Consider the following 17,284-nt stretch of genomic DNA (forward strand, 5'->3'; position numbering starts at 1 on the left):
GATTAAAGAAAGAATATTATGAAAACAGATAAGAGAATCACATCGTTTGACGACCATCTGGATGAGCAGTACGGGAAAACTGGAACTGAGTCACGTGAGCAATTCCAAGAAGAATTTGAAACGTTTAAAATTGGTATTCTAATTCAAGAGGCTAGAAAGAAACAGAACCTAACACAAGAGCAACTCGCTGTAAAAGTTGGAACCACTAAAAACTACATCTCAAGAATTGAAAATAATGCTAGTGACATTAGACTTTCGACCTTAATGAGAATCATCAGAGAAGGATTAGGTGGCAGTTTGAAGTTTTCGCTTGACGTTTAAAATCATTAATCATCGTCAAGCTATAGCCTTACTTTCAACTTTATTTTGTCAGGCTATAGCCTGACTTATAATTTCGCCTTTGTAGGTGAGAAGATGCCATTTTCCGCCTCTGTTGGTGTTCTTCACCATCAGGCCCCAACTCCTCCTCGATTGTATCGGGGAGGATTGATAGATCGGCTTCTAACCGACTAGTTCCGCCTCTGTTCGTGCTCTTCACCCACAAAAAAAGAGCTGAATTGCTTCAGCTCCTTTTATTCTAATCCATCAAAATTCAAATCTATTTTCTTTTGCCTGGGCTATAGGTTTCTGCTGCGCGGGCTTCTACATCTTCTCTGTAATAGGCTACATCTTTAAACTCGCCATCGGCATAACGCTGGGCTTGGTCGTAGAAATGCGGAGAGGCTGGATCGCCACTTTGGCCACCTGCCAACATGCTCTTGGCTTTTACTTTATCGCCAAACTCTACTACGGCCACAAAGCTATTGCCCGAAGAACCATAAATACGGTTGGTGCCAGGTTTTTTGCTCGCTCCAAAAGAAGCCAGCGCCCCCCACCGAGAGGAAGCCATGCCTATGGCAATGCTTTCTTTGTTATCATCGTACTTCAAGTCGATATCACCACTCAAACGCTGGAATCTATTAATTTCGCCCCAAGGCGTATTCCATGTTCCGAAGTCTTCTTCCAACTCTTTTATAGAAGCCTCAAAAACTTCAAGTCTTTCGGTATATGGCGAGCCTGTTCCATAATAATCTACGCGCTCGTTTCCACTTAAACGTTCTGGGTTCTTGCCCACTCGGTTGTAAAGCGAACCATAGTAATAAGCAATAGACATGGCCACAGATTCCTTCGAAGTTTTCATATCCCAGTTTCTTAAAACGTCAATCGCTGGTTTTAAATCCGAGTTCTTTTTGCTGCTTCTATCATAAGCTTCCACCAAACCAGGAATCAGTTTCTCGAAGGCAGGTAAGTAAGGATCGTAAGCCAATTCGATGAGTTTATCGAGGGTCAAGTTTTCAGCTTCTTTCAACACTTTCACCGCATGAACGCCTCTAAAATTCTCTTGGTCGGGCGCCATGTAGGCAGGGTAATCTTCCGGCTTTGGACTGAACTCCATGGCTGCGGTAAATGGCGTAGAATTACAGTTCTGAATCCAACCATTGGCAGGATTTAAAATGGTAATGCTCTCGTCCACGGTATGGCTTCCTTGCCAGTCGGTTGCTGGGTTACTGCCGTCTACTGGTTTAGAATAATCGAACTGAGTGTCTCTCTTTGGAATGAAGTTACCATGGTAGTAAGCAATGTTTCCATCTGCATCGGCATAGACCGTATTGTTGGATGAGTTGGTTCTGATGTCCATCATTTCCCTGAACTCCTCATTGGTTTTCAGTTTGGTACGGGTATAACTCTGGGTAAGCGCATTGATAGGGTCCCAATTGATTTTGGTCACTACCCATTTGTCGTCTAGTTTGTGCGTCACTGGGCCATGATGGGTACGGTACATCGGGAAAGTTCTTTCCTTGATTTCATTTCCATCCTTGTATTTCAAGGTCACTTCAGAAACCTGTACATCGCGCATTTCTTCACCGTATTTGTATTGTAGTTTTCCATCTACTTCTGAAACTTCTTCCACAAATTCATCAATAAAATCAACGGCAGTAGAAGTGTGCATCCAGCCCATTTTATCGTTAAAACCTTGGTACACAAAAAACTGCCCCCAAGTAACAGCGCCATAAGCATTCAAACCTTCTTCGCTCACCACATGTACTTCTGGGCGGAAGTAAAAAGAAGTGTGTGGATTGATCAATAGCATGGCATCGCCAGAGGCAGTATGTTCGCCAGCAATCGCAAAGCCATTCGATCCTTTTGGTTCTTCATAAGGATCAGGATGTGTAAGGCCATCGCCAAATTCGCTAAGCGCCAAAGACTGATCATTCTCATAAAATGACTTGACCCTGCGGGTAGAAATACTTTCAATATCACCACCAATGGAGCCTTCGCTAAAGAACATTGGGAACCAAGGCTCAAAACGCGTAAGTACTTTAGGTTGAACTTCTGGGTGGGTGTGTAAGTAATAATTGATTCCGTCTGCATAAGCATCGCAAAGCTCCTGAAGCCACTTTGGAGAGGCGTCATAAGCAGCTTTGGCCTCATCTACCGTCATGTATAGCCTGGCGCGCAAGTCGCTGTACAAAGCGTCTTCGCCTTCCATTTCTGCCAAGCGACCTGTGGCCCAAACATAGTTGCGTTCCACACGTGCAAAATCATCTTCGCATTGGGCGTAAAGCAAACCAAAAACCGCGTCAGCATCGGTTTTTCCGTAAATGTGTGGCACACCAAAATCATCACGAATGATCTGGACGTTTTCTGCCTGTGCTTCCCACTGACTTACTTCATCGGTAGCTTTGGGCTGACAGGAATAAAGAATTGAAATGAATAATAGAAAAAAGATTTTCTTCATGGTTGTAAGGTTTGAAGAAAGATGGAACATACTAGGGAAATCTGCAAGAAGATTTTTGTGGGTGGGCTGTAAACAAGATCGGGTCCCCTTTTTTCAAAAGAGACCCGATTCTAATATTACCAAGTAAACCTTAACGACTCACTAATTATTTTTTCTCAACAAGGAAATTTATCAAGCCTGTTAATTCTTCGATACTTTTCACACTGCCAATATCTATGGAGTATTTTCCATTGATCACAAAAGCAGGCACGCTATTTACCTGCTTGCTTAAATAAGCTTTTGCCATTACTTTGGCTTTGTCCTGCAAAGTTTTGTCAGCAAAATGCTTATCAACCTCTGCCTTGGTCAGTCCATTCTCTTCGAACATCTTTTTAATAACATCCATGCTGTCAACAGCTCTGCCTTTGACATGAATCTGGTCGAAGAAATACGCTCTAATTTCAACGCCCTTCGCTCCCAATTTCTCCATAACCACAAATGCCTGCACAATTGCAGCTTGCATTACAGGGTTATCGTGTGGGATATAATCTACATGAGATTTTTCGAACTTTGTTCCCGGCTTTAATGCCGCCTTAATTTGTGGCATTAATGACTCAAATTGATAGCAAGTGCCACAATACATAGAGAAATACTCGGTTACGTTTGGAGTTGCGGTTGCCTTTTCAGACACCACAGAGTAGTGTACATTTTCCTGATACTGTGCAAAAGCCGATCCTACTCCTACAGTCAACATTAACGCTATTAATAGTCCTTTCATGATTTTTTCTTATGGTGCCGAAACTACAAAGTTTAGTGGGTTAGAAAAAGGTTTTTTATACAGATAATGCCCTTTACGCCCAATTAATCATTACTATTTCCGATAATTGCGGCCACTCCTATACGTACTCCAAAATCTTTGGCCTTCCAGCCTTGAAACGACTGCACGAACTCAACCCGCAATACCCTGAAAATATTATCAATGGTATAGCCTAGTTCTGTGTAATTGTCGGAAGTTGGGGTGGCTAAATAGTTCACAAATAAGTTTTCTTTCAGCCCACTCAATCGGAGCATTGGCAACTGTGTAAACAAAAATTTCCTAAACCTGATGTGCGTAAATACCGAAGCATATTGATCGGAAGTGCTGTATTTATAATAATCAAGGAGTCTATATCCTCCTGTCACACTCATGGGTGAAAAAGGAAGTCTATTGCCTTGAAAATGTTTAAAGTCGGTGAAGAGCACTTGAGAGGTGTTGAAGAATTTACCTGCTTCTCCTTCTATATCAATCTTTGCCCTTACCCCTAAATCGAAGGCAGTTTTTAGACCAAACTCTAATTGATCGTATTGGGTGTCACTTCCTAAAACATCATTAAATGCCTTTTTATAAGACAGGCTAAACGTAGGGGACGAATCATATAATGGAATTAATCGGCCATTATATCTCCTGAATTTTAACCAAGGCTTTACTGTAAATGCAAGGCTAGAAATTAAGGCTTTGCTGTCTTCAAACCCTCCTACTATGGTTTCATTGTTGACGGGTTGGTTGGTTTTATATTCTCTGTTTTCTACATCAAAAATGCTGAAATCGGTGGTATTGAAAAGTTCACTTCTGCTGGCCCATTCTAGCTTAGCGCCAAGGGTATAACGGAATCGGAAACGTTTGGCAAAACTCACATTCGCATATGTTTTCTCATAGTATTTGGCAAAGTTCTTTTCGGCCAAAAGACTATAGAGTGAATTGCTCAAGTCATCAATTGCAGTAGGATTGAATTGCTCAATGTAATTTCCGCCTTGCACCCTAAAAGTGCCACGCTGTTCATTTTTACCTATTCCGAAAATGCTTTCTACCTTACCGTAAAGCTGTTCACCAGAAAAACCATAACGTACAAAAGGCGAAATCCTTAAATTGGTTGTAGTGTCCTGACGCCAAGAGAGTGTGCCTGTAAAATCTAGGTTTAGCCCCTCCACTGTATTGAAACGCAATCGAGGAACAAAGCCAGGGAAATCAAACCTCAATCGATCACCAAGTTTGTAGTAGCTACCAAATAAAATGTCTCCAACTCTAAACTTTGCTCCGTTTTTCAAGCGTAAAGTATCTGCTTCGGCTTTGGCTTTGTCTGCAAAATACGCACTGTCTTCGCGTTGATAGCCCACAATTTCCTTTTTGGATAGCGGAACTGGTCTTCTACTTACCCAGTACAAAGAGTCTTTCTTTGTAGCCAACGAATCAATATTAAAGTAGTAATCAGAAACTACATCAACTTCACCAGCTTCTTTGCGCTCTTCCTTATCATAGTCTTTCATCAATTTCTTGAATTGCTTGCGCGAAACTTCTTGATCTTCCTTGAATACTTGATTCACGCCTTCTTCTACATTACCCGACTTAATGGCTTTGATTTCTTCTGGAGCCGCCTGAATTTTTTCATCGATAAGAATTACGGAAGGATCTAAATCTTCATTCTCGGTTACTGTATAATCACTTACCGAAGCCAAGTAATTATAGCTGCCGGCCAAACCAAAAATAGAACCTGAGAATTCAAACTTCTGGGTCACGGGCATCCAGATTTCGCCTTTTATGGGCGCGAATATCTGCTCAATTCTAATTTGGAAGCCCATTAAGCTGGTGGTTAAATCTAGGGAATGAATGTTCCAGAAATCTTCTCTGATGTAAATCACCCCTTCAAATAAATCATCTCCTTTAGACCGTGGAGTAACTCTAATCTTATTGATTTCGTAACCACGCTCTCTAAAGCTGCCTTCATATTTGAATCTGTAATATGAAAAAGCCCGAGGACTCAAGGGAGAAACCGCATTCACCACATCTGGAAGGTAAAAGCTGCTGTTGATATAAGCATTAGGGTTAGCGTTATCGCTTTCTTGACCTGTAGTTCTTACCGAGATCACTTTCTCTTTAAAGGTATTCGGTCTTTCGAAGTAAATCTCACTCACCGATTCGGACGTGAATACTTGAGAGGTATCAATTCCTTCCTTTTCAAAAGTTTTTCTCAGTAGCCAAGGCACTTTAGTAATTTGGCCTGTTCCTTTCATATATACTTCTGCCGAATAGCTGTCATTTTGCAACAAATGATATTCAGCTTTGGCAATGGCCTTACGCATAATGGTATAAGAAGGATCCTCTGCTTTGGCCTCCACGGTAACCGATGCCAAATTGATGACCTGTGGGTTCATAACAATGTTCACCGTTTCGAAGCCAGCACCGACCTTTATGTTCTTGATTACTGTGGCATAGCCCATAAACTGGTAAGTGACTTGATAATTCCCAGGCTGAAGTCGGTATTCGTAAAAGCCATCAAAATTTGAAGATGTACCTGAACCGACTTCTTTCACATAAATGGAAGCAAAAGGAAGTACCTCTCCTTTTTCGTCTTTAATGGTCCCCTTAATGCCTTGTGCCATTGAGGAGAGCGAGAATAGCAGCAGTAATGCTACAAAAAATTGTTGTTTTAACATGGTTTGAGTTTTGTGTTGACCAGCAAATAAAGCACCTCTTTTCCTTTAGTACATTATCAACTTAGTTAATAGACGTGAAGAACAACTAATTAGGCGTCTGGGTTTGAAAAAAAATTCTCAATCCCATTTCTCATAGCCTTATTGATAAAATTTCTTGAAGCGAATGTAGTCGGCTACGTTTTCTGGAAGGAGGTATTGAACGGAATGCTCATTGCGAATGGCGTCACGAATAAATGTGGCTGAAATATCCAACATGGGTGACTCTACATATTTAATACTCTCGTGGGCCACCTTGATTTTAGAACGATCTACCTGCGGACGCGGGTACACATAAAGTCCGTAATTGTCTAAAATGGCCTGATAGTTTTTCCATTTATGGAAATGCACCAAATTGTCTTCGCCAATAATGAGCACAAACTCATGCTCTGGATGTTTGTCAGAGAGATAAGCCAGTGTATCGGCTGTATAACTAGGTTTGGGCATGTGGAATTCCACATCGGAAGCCCTAAACTTAAAATTATCAGCCACGGCCAATTCGACCATTTTCAGTCGATCAAATTCGTGGAGCAAAGTTTTGGAACTTTTAAAAGGGTTTTGTGGGCTTACCACAAACCAAACTTGACCTAAATCAGTCTGATCGGCCATGACATCGGCAATTACCAAGTGACCTATGTGAATAGGATTGAATGAACCAAAAAAGAGACCGATGCGCAAAATCTTATTTGTTTAGAAAGTCAGCAACCAAAACCTCTGCGTTTGCAAAAGATTCTTCTAGGTTTTCATTGACTAAAGTAACATCAAATTTGTTTTCAAATGTCATTTCAAATTCAGCCCTATAGAAACGCTGTGAAAGACTCTCGGCAGATTCAGTACCTCGGCCAGTTAATCGTCTTTTAAGTTCTTCCATAGAAGGGACTTTTACAAAAACGGCCAGGGCGTCATCGCCAAAATATTGTTTAAGTTTTAAGGCTCCTTTCACTTCAACATCAAAAACCACATGACGACCATCGGCCCAAATGCGTTCTACTTCTGATTTTAAAGTGCCGTAATAATTACCAGTATACACTTCTTCCCATTCCACAAAGGCATCGTCTTCTATCTTCTGACGAAACTCTTCTTTGCTCAGAAAGTAATAGTCTTTTCCGTTTTCTTCGGAACGACCGCGTTTATCGCGTGTACTAGCAGATATTGAGAAACCTAGCTTAGGGTTATTGGCAAGCAGGTGCTTTACAATGGTAGTTTTGCCCGACCCAGAAGGTGCAGTGAAAATGAATGCTTTTCCTTTACCCATGTTACAGACCGATGCTCTTTTTAATGGTTTTGGCTAGGTCTTCAGGTATTTCTTGCTTGTGCTCACAAAGTTTTTGCTTTATGCTTTCTTGCACACATTTTTCGCGCTCGTAATTACCGTTTGATTTAACACAGGTTCTAATTTTTTCTTCAAAGATGGCGCGCGACTCTTCGTCTGCTTCGTTATCTAGCACTAGCTGAATAATTTCAGAAAATCTCTTTTCATCCACCAGATTACCCCTCTCGCAATAACATTCCTTGAAACTACTTTTGAACCAGTCTGAGAACTCACTCATGGTTTTCATATTATTTGTTATATCCCATTTCCTTTGCGTACGAAGAAAGTTTTTCCTTCAGCATGTTTCTTGCCCTATGCAATCTAGAACGAACGGTACCAATTGGTATATCTAAAATTTTAGACATTTCCTCGTAAGTAAATCCTTCTAAATCGCTTAGAATAATAACTGTTCTAAAATCTACTGGAATGCTATTCATCGCCAGTGTGATTTCATCACCAATCATGTGCTGAACAGTTTCAACCCTTAGATCGGTTGTGATGCTTTCATCTATATCGTCAGAATTGTAGTATGACTCAACTTCATTATAGTCCACCTTAGCGGGCTGCTTGCTCTTTTTACGGAACTCGTTAATAAAGCTGTTTTTCAAAATGCGGAACAACCACGCTTTGGCATTAGTTCCTTGCTCGAATGAGTTGATAAACCTAAAGGCCTTCAAATAAGTATCTTGTACTAGGTCTTTAGCATCATCCTCATCAAATGTAAGTCGATACGCAAAATTGTACATGGAATTAACATGTGGCATGAATTCCTGATCAAAAACACGAGCGGCTTCTTTCTCGCTGTATTTCTGTCTTTGCGTCCCCTGATTTTCTTTGTTCACAGCTTCTTCAGACATGGTGCAAAAATAGCAAATATTAATTGCCCTATCCTAAAATCAGGAAGCATTAAGGATTTAAAAAGGAAAGTATAAACTCCAAATTTTTCAGTCAAAGACAGTTCCCTGAAATCACAGTTTGAATGAAACAATGTATGTATAACCATTATTCTTTGCGTTTTTTATAAGCTCAGAAACCCTTAGGGATAGATTTTTTTCTTCCAAACCCTCTTCTCTAAAGTTTTCAATTACCTCTGAAGACAATACACTATAGTATCTACCGTCTTTTATCAACTTAGGATAAAAGACCTTTAAGCCTCCACCAATTGTAAATTGAGAAAATAATTTTAGTTGCTCTGCTTGATACAATGCCATCACGTTTTCCAATTTCTTCGATCCGTTTGTCTCGTAAAACTGAAAAAGCATGTCATCACTATTAATCAACAAGCCTCTAACCCAACCTTTGTATTTTCCACGCCCTACCTTGTCAATAAATTCTCTTATACGGCTAGAATACAGCAAGTCTTCAGTGTACTCCAACCCTTGGAAATCGAAAAGAAGGAAGGGGGTAAGTTTATCAAAAGAAGAGTTTAATTGATATACCGTATCAGAAAGCGGTTCATAAAAAATGATATCATTAGCGTCTGTCTCTATGAAAGATGCAGGGTTCGCAATGGTGGAAACAATGCTTTTATCCTGCACCTTAAGTTTATTAAAGATTTCAAAGTTCTCGTCTGCGACAAATATTTGGTAAGGATTGGATTTATCATCGCTCCATGCATTGTTAATCAGCCACTTATCACCCACCTTAAACAGGTCTCTGGCAAAATACTCCACCTTTTTTTCTTTGATGAACTGACCTTTAGCATCATAAGTCAAGAATTTAAACAACCGCGAATCGTACACAACTATTTCATTCTTCTCTTTGTCCACGAAAAAACATTCCAAAAACTTAAACTCACCTGGGCCCTCACCTTTTGACTCAATTCTTTTTATAAGCTCATAAGACGAATTGAAGATCAAGATTTGATGAATACGGTTATCGAATAACACAGCATTTGAACCCAAAAAATCCATGTGTTGGACATTACTAATCAGTAAATCATCATTATTGCTTAAAGGATAAATTTGAACATCATTTTTTTCAAAATCTAAATCCCATGACTTCATCACTTTTTCGGCTCCTATCACTACACTATTAATGTCTTGGGTCGAACCTTTAGACTTAGAACAAGAAGAAATTGAAAGAACCCCAAAAACCAGTAAACACAAAAAAAGAAGCCGCTTAAAGTCATGCATAAGTTGTTAATTTAAACTAAAAACTTAATTATACACAGAAATTTAGCACTAGCAACTAGAGTACGAGTGGCTAAAATGAGATTGACTCGTGCTCAAAACCTTCAATGACTCCCAAACCAAAAAGTGCGAAATCATATTTCACGGGATCATTCGGGTCTAGCGCTTTAAGGTTTTCGGTAAGCTCAATGGCGGTTCGCCAATCGGTTTGTTTTCTGGTAATCAGCCCCAATTTTCTAGCAGTTCGATCCACATGGACATCGCAGGGACATACTAGTTGGCTTGGTGAAATATTCTTCCAGATGCCAAAATCAACTCCTTTGTCGTCTTGTCGCACCATCCATCTCAGGTACATATTTAGCCTTTTACAGGCCGATTTTCTGGCGGGCGTGGCAATGTGTTTTCGGGTGCGTTCAGGAGCATCGGGCAAAGCAAAAAAGGAATTATGAAACTGGATAAGGCTATTCGCCATATCGGTATCTCCAGACTTCATTCCTGCTAAAAAAGCATGCTCAAGCGAATCATGCTGTGTGTAGAAATCCTTGAAGAAAGCGATAAAATAAAGGGTGTCGGTAGTGTTGAAAGTACGGTGTTTGAAATTCAGTAAACGCTTAAGGTCTGATTCCTTGTGATTCATTATAAAATCATGTGGAGCATTGTCCATCAGACCGAACAGCTGATTGCATTTATTGATGATGGTAACACGCTGACCCCAAGCCAATATGGAAGCCCAAAAACCCGTGATTTCTATGTCTTCCTTTTTCGAGAATTTATGAGGAATCACGATTGGATCGTTCTCAATAAAATTAGGCTGATTGAATTGCTCTACTTTAGCGTCTAGGAAATCTTTGAGTTTGTCGGAAATCAAGTGGCTATAAATATGGTGGGCTAAATCTACTTCTTTATCACTTCCAACTTCCCTATTTGGCTTTGCTTCAAGGTTACGTTTCCTTTTTGGCTCATGGCTTGTTTAATCTTCAAACTGCCCATTTGAATATTTAATTCCGTTGGATCGCTTCCCTCCAAAAGATTTACGGTGTTCACTGTAATTTCTCCTTCGGTAAGGAAATCAACTTTTTGACCTTTAATATTGACTGTTGTCTTTTCACAAGGCACCATACCAATTACATCTCCATTTTCCTTGTCCGACCAAATATTGGGGTCGTTCCAGTCTCCTGATTTGACAGCCCAAAGCTCGTTTTTGCAGAAAGAATTAAAAGGAAGAATCGTCAGTTTAGCTTTGGTAGAACTATAATTTCCAGACATATCTGAAACAAAAAGCTCTACTTCATTTTCGCCTAAATTGGCAGAAGTAAACTCCCTTGGCTCTGTCCAAAACTCGCTAATTTGGGCATTGTCTTTTGTGCAACCTCCCTGTTTTGAGAACATCTCGAAAAACACGTTTTCTTTACTTCCGTCTGGTTCAAAACCTCCACCATTTTCTCTCACGGCAATCACAGCATCGCTACAAAGCTTAGCCAACGGTATGGCATCTCGAACTTCTAATTTACCGGTTGCATCTAAATACATTCGTGCAGGCTGACTTATGACTACTGGCTTTAAAGTGTCTTTAACCGTGATTTCTATTATAGTTGAAGCTAAATTACCACGGTCATCTCTAACAATAAAAGCCACTTTGTTTTCGCCCAAATCATTGTAATCGAAAATAGATTTGCTTAATGATGTTTCATAGCCTGCACAACCAGCAGTAGAGCCACCATCCATTAGGTCTGCTTCTGCCTTTGCCAAACCATCTGCTCCCAAATAAACCGTGGCATTTATAGCTCTAGCCACTGGGGCAGTCATATCATAGACTGTGATAATCACTTTCTTGGTTGCCTCATTCCCGCTTTTATCTACTACTCGGGCTGTCACTTCGTTTTCACCCAGATCGTCACAGGTAAAGGTGGTTTTGCTCAATTCATAAAGCACAATTCCACAATTATCTTTAGCACAAGGAGCGTCTTGAAAGAATAAGGATTCACCAGCTCCAGGAACGGGATCAGGACTTGGAATAGAACCAATCACTCCGCAACGCCAAAGAATTACATTCTTTGGGTCCACTTTTACAGAACTTCCGTCTGTGATATTTGCTCGAATATTTCGTGCGGCAATAGTAGGAGGTATATTATCTACCACCTTCACCAAAGTGGTTCCATAATAAGCTGTTCCACTTGCTCCAACTCCTTTAATGGTTACATAGTTCTCACCCAAGTCATCGCAGTCGAATGTTGATTTTTTCAGCTCACGGGAGCATTCTACGCCAGCGCAAGGCCAATAGCAGTCTGCGTTCAATAAATCATCAATTTCAATCCTGCCGTTCCCATCTTTGTCCAATGCCAACACATAAGGTTGGGTGCACGTAGTCAGTAGGTAATTCTGAAAATTTAAAGTGAATTGGCCCATGGCTTTTCCTTCAATTGGATTGTCCACCACAATGAAATATTCTTCGCCTTCTCTGAGACCAGAGTACATCAATTGTTCCGAATTGACAGGGTAACCAAAGGCAGAACTCGCCAATTCTTCATCGTTAGAATTGACCAAGGCCAGTTGGATGTAGGACTCTTGTCCTTCAACAGTAATAATGATTTTATCAGAAGCGGGGGCTTTAAATTTAAACCAGACACTTCTACTGGCCCTGCTACCCCATTGACTGTAGTAAGTTCCATCTCCAGAAGCACCGCTGATGCTAAACTGGTCTCCCTTAGAAAAGAAGTTGCCATTAGGCCCTAAAGGAATTTGAAAAGCACTTTGACGGGTATCGTTGGATGGAATTTGAAAAGCCAAAGCAGGGCTTTTCAGCATAAGAAAAGCCAAAAAGATGAATATCGTTTTGGCATAGACTCTCCTCATGAGTTATTGAAAATAGCTCAGTTCCACAAGGAAACGATTGTCCAAAGCCTTTAATTGATCATAGGCCCTCTTATTGAGTTTGATCAAAATATTTTTATTATCTGCCGTATCAGGAATTTCACCCACCACACGTACATAAACAGTAAGGTTGTTCATGCGATTTTTTACTTTGATTACAGTGCCCACTTTGGCTGTTTTATGCAAAGCCAAAAATTTGGTGGATGACTCATCCTCAATAATAAGCTCCGCTTGGCCTTCTTCAACGATCTCATTGAAAGGACTTCCATTGTAAGACTCTTCAACAATTTCTTCAGCCTCCGAATTCATTGAATTGGTCATCTCTTGAGTTGAGTCTTTGGCTTTTGGTTTCTCGATGGTCTTTTCAATAGGAGTTGTTATTGGTTTTGTTACCGTTTCAGTTTTGGTTGCACCAACAAATATTTTTAGGGTTTGCCCAACGGACAATGAATTGGAAGTAAGATTATTTAATTTCTTTAGCTCATTAACATCAACGTTGAATTTCTGTGAAATAGAAAAGAGTGTTTCACCAGCAGCAACTGTATGATTTTTACTGGTTTGAGGCGTTGTCTTTGTTGGTATTTCAGGTTGGCCCATTGGTTTTCCGTAAGGGATATTGATGATTTGCCCCACTTGTAGGTCATTCACCAATTCGGCATTCTTTACCTTTATGTCGGTTACCGTAGTTCCATACCTGCGCGCCAAAGAGTAAAGTGTTTGACCAGAAGCCACCTTATGGATTACAAAGTATTTTTCACCTTCCTTTTTAATTCCTAGCGAGTCTGCTTGACCGAAGCTTGACGTTGCCGCCATCACTAACACCAACAAACTCAACAAAAACTTTCTCATAAATCCTTTATTAAATAGCATTTGACCTCGCGCTTTTCTTTAACAAATATAAGCTGTTCATTAACGATATAAAAAGTATCTGAGGCTAGTCCTTTAGCATGTTGCGCTAAAACTTCCTTCAAAACAAGTTCACCATTTGCATTAAAAACATAAAGCTTGTTAGTCAAATTCTGTTCCAGCTTTTCGTGTGCTGAAATAAAAATAAGCCCTTCATATTCAAGATAATCGCAAGCGCCAACCAAATCGACTTCAGTAAATTCCTTTAAAAAACGAACAACCGTGGTAAAGTGATCACTGTCGCCTGTGTAATGGAACGGAAGAATTAGGCTTCCCGACATAGATTTGACCGAAAAATCTTCTTCTGCACTTAAAATTTCATTTCCCGTTCGAATATCAATCGAGAAAACTTCAGCTTCTTCCTCATTCGTTTTGAGCGAAAGCGCAAAACCATTTAGGCCACACACATTAATATTATCCACCGACCAAACTGCTTCTTGGGTGTTTGCATCAAAGCCAAAAACAGAGCGTTCTTCAATATTTTGAGCATCATTAAAAATCTGAAAAACAATGACATCACCTACAAAAGCATAGACAGTTACCCACCAGTTTTCATCAAAGCCCAAGGCCTTCCATTCAAACTGCTGACTGCCCAAATGAAACAGCGAAAAAGTCGCTTCCATGGCTTCTCCATTACGGTTACTAATCAGCAACCGATCGTTGGAAAGGGCGGTTTCCCAAATATCTGTAGGGAATACTTCCGAAAACTGTAAGTGAAGTTGCTTTGGCAATGCGTTTCTTTGTATTTTGACACAAAAATAGCCGATTCATAGGCCTATCAAAGCGATGTTGAAATTTGTACGAAGAATAGGGTTGGTTTGCCTCGCCATTTTATTTTGCGCAGGGCTTTTTGCCAAATGGAATCCATTCCAAGACCCCACAAAAAAAAGGATTTTCGTAATGGAGATCCGTAATGATATTGATCCGCGGATGAACCGCTATGTGGATTTAGCCTTGGACCAAGCCACGGATGAAAATGCCGATATCATTATCATCGACATGGATACCTATGGTGGTGCTGTAAACGATGCTAATGATATTCGCACCCGAATTTTAGAATACGAAAAACCAGTTTGGGTGTTCATCAATAACGATGCAGCTTCAGCTGGTGCGCTAATTTCAATTGCCTGCGACAGCATCTACATGGTGCCAGGTGCCAATATTGGTGCCGCTACCGTGGTCCTTGGTGAAGACGGAAGCCAAGCGCCAGACAAATACCAATCTTACATGCGATCGATTATGCGTTCTACAGCCGAACAAACCAATCGTGACCCTACTATTGCTGAAGGCATGGTGGACGACCGTATCGAAATTGAAGGCGTTACTGAAGCAGGAAAAACAATTACGTTTACCACTTCTGAAGCGATCAAAAATGGCTTTTGCGAAATGCAAGTCACCAGCATTGAAGACTTACTGTCCAAAAACAATATTGAGAATTATGAGCTGATCAATTACGAATTGGCCGAATCTGAAAAAATCATCGCCTTCTTCCTCAACCCATTTATTAGCGGAATTTTGATCTTGGTGATTGTAGGTGGGATTTACTTCGAACTGCAAACGCCAGGCATTGGTTTTCCGCTGGCTGCAGCTGGTATAGCTTTGGTGTTTTACCTCACCCCTTATTACCTCAATGGACTTGCCGCCAATTGGGAAATTGCCGTGCTGTTTATCGGGATTATCCTCATTGCACTTGAAGTCTTTGTGATTCCAGGTTTTGGCGTAGCAGGAATAGCAGGTATCTCTTGTGTAGTCATGGCGCTTATTTTTGTGATGCTCGATAACGACTTCTTCAACTTTGATTATGTACCCTCTGGTGAACTGAGCACCGCTGCCGTTGTAGTTTTTGCAGGCATGTTCGGGGCCATATTACTAATATTCGGGCTGGGCTATCGGTTTACAGAATCGAAGATGTTCAGCAGAGTGGCACTCATGAGCGAACAGCGCAAAGCCGATGGTTATACTTCTTCTTTTTACACCGCTGATTTGATAGGAAAAGAAGGAGTCGTTTTCTCCACATTGAGGCCTAGTGGACGAATAGAAATTGATGGAGAAATATATGACGCCTACACCCGTGGAGAATATGTTGAAAAGGGCGAAAAAATAACGGTAATTAGCCAAGAAGGAACTTCCATAAAAGTTAGATCGAAAAAAGTATGAGCGACAATCACTCTGAATTTAGTCCCGAAAGCTTAATGATGAGCTATGGGCATGAACCGTCATTGGTTAGAAATTCTATTAAGAACCCAATTTTCCAAACTTCAACTTTCGAGTTTGCCACAGCCGAAGAAGGAAAAGCCTATTTCGAAAAAGTATATGGCGGAGCTGGAGCAGACGAATTAAGCAAAAGCTTGATCTACACCCGACTGAATCACCCCAATTTAGTCACTGCTGAAAAGCGCCTTTCTCTACTGGACGAATCGGAAGAATCGGCTTTTTTCGAAAGTGGGATGGCTGCTATCACTACCTCGCTTTTAGAAATTTGCCAAGCGGGTGATTTGGTACTGATGTCCTTCCCTATTTATGGTGGCACCGATGCTTTTATCAAGAACTTCCTTCCAAAATTCGATGTCCAGTCGCTGGCTTTTAGTCCAGATATGACGGAAGAGGAAATCGTAAGCTTAATCGAGGCGCACCCAAGAAAAAATCGATTGGCTTGTATTTATGTAGAAACACCCGCCAACCCTACCAATACCTTAATTGATATTGAAATGACGGTGCGCGTTGCCGCACGTTTTTCAAATCAAGGCAACAAAACCATTGTGGCTGTAGACAACACCTATATGGGGCCGCTTTGGCAAAAACCCATCAACCACGGTGCAGATCTAATCATGTATTCGGCAACAAAATATATTGGTGGCCATAGCGACTTAATTGCTGGCGCCATTTCTGGAAGCAGTGCTTTGGTGTCACGCATTAAGAAAGTACGTAGTGGCTTGGGCTGTATGGCTTCTCCGTGGACCTCTTGGCTCATCAGCCGAAGCTTAGAAACAATTTCCCTACGCATGGAAAAACAGGCTTCGAATGCATCAAAATTAGCAGACTTCTTGCGCGATCATCCGAAAGTAGCCAAGGTATATTATGTCGGACACATTGCTGAAGGCCACAAGCAATATGAATTGGCCAAAAGACAAATGACTTCTGGCGGTGCCATGTTGGCCTTCGATGTAGTCGGTGGCGAAGCCGAAGCTTTCCGTTTTTTAAATGCAGTAAAATTGGCAAAACTGGCCGTGAGTTTAGGAAGCACGGAAACCCTTACCTCGCACCCCTTTACCATGAGTAGCTCTAATATGACTTTAGCAGACCGTGAGGCCGTGGGCATTACACCAAGTATGGTCAGAATTTCGACAGGAATTGAAAACCCAGACGACCTTTTAAAAGATTTCTCGCAAGCTTTTGAAAAAGTATAATGTCTGAAAAAGGTCAAACGCTTTATGAACGCATTGGTGAAGAGAACATTCTGAAACTGGTGGATGATTTCTATGCTGAGTTGGAGCAGGACGAGCTGATCAGAAAAATGTATCCTGAAGATTTGCTACCAGCCAAAAACCGACTCAAGTTGTTCTTCATTCAAGCACTGGGTGGCAGACAAACTTATACTGACGAACGTGGACATCCGATGCTGAGGCGAAGACATTTTCAGTGGAAGATAGGTACCGAAGAAGCAACGCACTGGCTCAAGCACATGCACGCGGCCCTAGAAAAAGCCACTTTTCCCGAAGCTGAAAAAGACGCTTTTTGGGAATATGTCTATGGCGCAGCGCAGCATATGATTAACAAATAATACAGGATTAAAACACA

Annotated in this window: 16 protein-coding genes; 4 read left to right on the forward strand and 12 right to left on the reverse strand. The window is 40.9% G+C overall.

Annotation, left to right across the window (positions count from 1 at the left end; genetic code table 11):
- Positions 1-18: 18 nt before the first annotated feature.
- Positions 19-321, forward strand: coding sequence for a helix-turn-helix domain-containing protein (locus VOI17_RS16100; RefSeq protein ID WP_068418913.1), 303 nt, complete (start codon positions 19-21; stop codon positions 319-321).
- Between the two features lie 277 nt (positions 322-598).
- On the opposite strand, the gene VOI17_RS16105 is transcribed toward VOI17_RS16100, so the two are convergent.
- From VOI17_RS16105 to VOI17_RS16160, 12 genes are all read right to left on the reverse strand, one after another.
- Positions 599-2,779 carry an acylase gene (locus tag VOI17_RS16105; RefSeq protein WP_323758254.1) on the reverse strand — a complete coding sequence of 727 codons (2,181 nt, stop codon included), beginning with the start codon at positions 2,777-2,779 and terminating at the stop codon, positions 599-601.
- A 145-nt stretch (positions 2,780-2,924) separates the two neighbouring features.
- The gene (locus VOI17_RS16110; protein ID WP_323758255.1) at positions 2,925-3,536 is read right to left on the reverse strand and encodes a thiol:disulfide interchange protein DsbA/DsbL; all 612 of its coding nucleotides are present in this window, start codon (positions 3,534-3,536) and stop codon (positions 2,925-2,927) included.
- Positions 3,537-3,619: 83 nt separating this feature from the next.
- A complete protein-coding gene (locus VOI17_RS16115; protein ID WP_323758256.1) occupies positions 3,620-6,229 on the reverse strand; it encodes a DUF5686 and carboxypeptidase regulatory-like domain-containing protein in 2,610 nt (869 codons plus the stop codon).
- 138 nt (positions 6,230-6,367) lie between these two features.
- Positions 6,368-6,943 carry a nicotinate (nicotinamide) nucleotide adenylyltransferase gene (gene nadD, locus VOI17_RS16120; RefSeq protein WP_323758257.1) on the reverse strand — a complete coding sequence of 192 codons (576 nt, stop codon included), beginning with the start codon at positions 6,941-6,943 and terminating at the stop codon, positions 6,368-6,370.
- Positions 6,944-6,947: 4 nt separating this feature from the next.
- Entirely contained in the window at positions 6,948-7,520 is a 573-nt protein-coding gene (gmk, locus tag VOI17_RS16125; protein WP_323758258.1) for a guanylate kinase, read from the reverse strand.
- A gap of 1 nt (position 7,521) precedes the next feature.
- Positions 7,522-7,824 carry a hypothetical protein gene (locus tag VOI17_RS16130; protein ID WP_323758259.1) on the reverse strand — a complete coding sequence of 101 codons (303 nt, stop codon included), beginning with the start codon at positions 7,822-7,824 and terminating at the stop codon, positions 7,522-7,524.
- Position 7,825: 1 nt separating this feature from the next.
- Complete coding sequence (locus VOI17_RS16135; protein WP_323758260.1) at positions 7,826-8,434, reverse strand: sigma-70 family RNA polymerase sigma factor; 609 nt, start codon at positions 8,432-8,434, stop codon at positions 7,826-7,828.
- A gap of 111 nt (positions 8,435-8,545) precedes the next feature.
- Complete coding sequence (locus tag VOI17_RS16140; RefSeq protein WP_323758261.1) at positions 8,546-9,712, reverse strand: 6-bladed beta-propeller; 1,167 nt, start codon at positions 9,710-9,712, stop codon at positions 8,546-8,548.
- Between the two features lie 70 nt (positions 9,713-9,782).
- Entirely contained in the window at positions 9,783-10,577 is a 795-nt protein-coding gene (locus VOI17_RS16145; protein WP_416376057.1) for a TIGR02757 family protein, read from the reverse strand.
- Positions 10,578-10,603: 26 nt separating this feature from the next.
- Positions 10,604-12,562, reverse strand: a complete 1,959-nt coding sequence (locus VOI17_RS16150; protein ID WP_323758262.1) for a hypothetical protein — start codon at positions 12,560-12,562, stop codon at positions 10,604-10,606.
- Positions 12,563-12,565: 3 nt separating this feature from the next.
- A complete protein-coding gene (locus VOI17_RS16155; RefSeq protein ID WP_323758263.1) occupies positions 12,566-13,429 on the reverse strand; it encodes a LysM peptidoglycan-binding domain-containing protein in 864 nt (287 codons plus the stop codon).
- Positions 13,426-14,217, reverse strand: coding sequence for a DUF4905 domain-containing protein (locus tag VOI17_RS16160; RefSeq protein ID WP_323758264.1), 792 nt, complete (start codon positions 14,215-14,217; stop codon positions 13,426-13,428). Before VOI17_RS16160 ends, VOI17_RS16155 begins: the two co-directional genes overlap by 4 nt.
- 169 nt (positions 14,218-14,386) lie before the next feature.
- Here VOI17_RS16160 and VOI17_RS16165 point away from each other — a divergent pair, with 169 nt between their 5' ends.
- Genes VOI17_RS16165 through VOI17_RS16175 form a run of 3 tightly spaced genes read left to right on the forward strand, consistent with a single transcriptional unit; the run spans position 14,387 to position 17,267 of the window.
- Positions 14,387-15,643, forward strand: coding sequence for an NfeD family protein (locus VOI17_RS16165; RefSeq protein WP_323758265.1), 1,257 nt, complete (start codon positions 14,387-14,389; stop codon positions 15,641-15,643).
- Entirely contained in the window at positions 15,640-16,893 is a 1,254-nt protein-coding gene (locus tag VOI17_RS16170; RefSeq protein ID WP_323758266.1) for an aminotransferase class I/II-fold pyridoxal phosphate-dependent enzyme, read from the forward strand. Before VOI17_RS16165 ends, VOI17_RS16170 begins: the two co-directional genes overlap by 4 nt.
- On the forward strand, positions 16,893-17,267 hold the full coding sequence (locus VOI17_RS16175) for a cyanoglobin (RefSeq protein ID WP_323758267.1): 375 nt from the start codon (positions 16,893-16,895) through the stop codon (positions 17,265-17,267). The genes VOI17_RS16170 and VOI17_RS16175 overlap by 1 nt, the downstream gene beginning before the upstream one ends.
- The last annotated feature ends 17 nt before the right edge of the window (positions 17,268-17,284 follow it).

The sequence above is a fragment of the Roseivirga sp. genome, from assembly GCF_034669765.1.
Taxonomy (GTDB): Bacteria; Bacteroidota; Bacteroidia; order Cytophagales; family Cyclobacteriaceae; genus Roseivirga.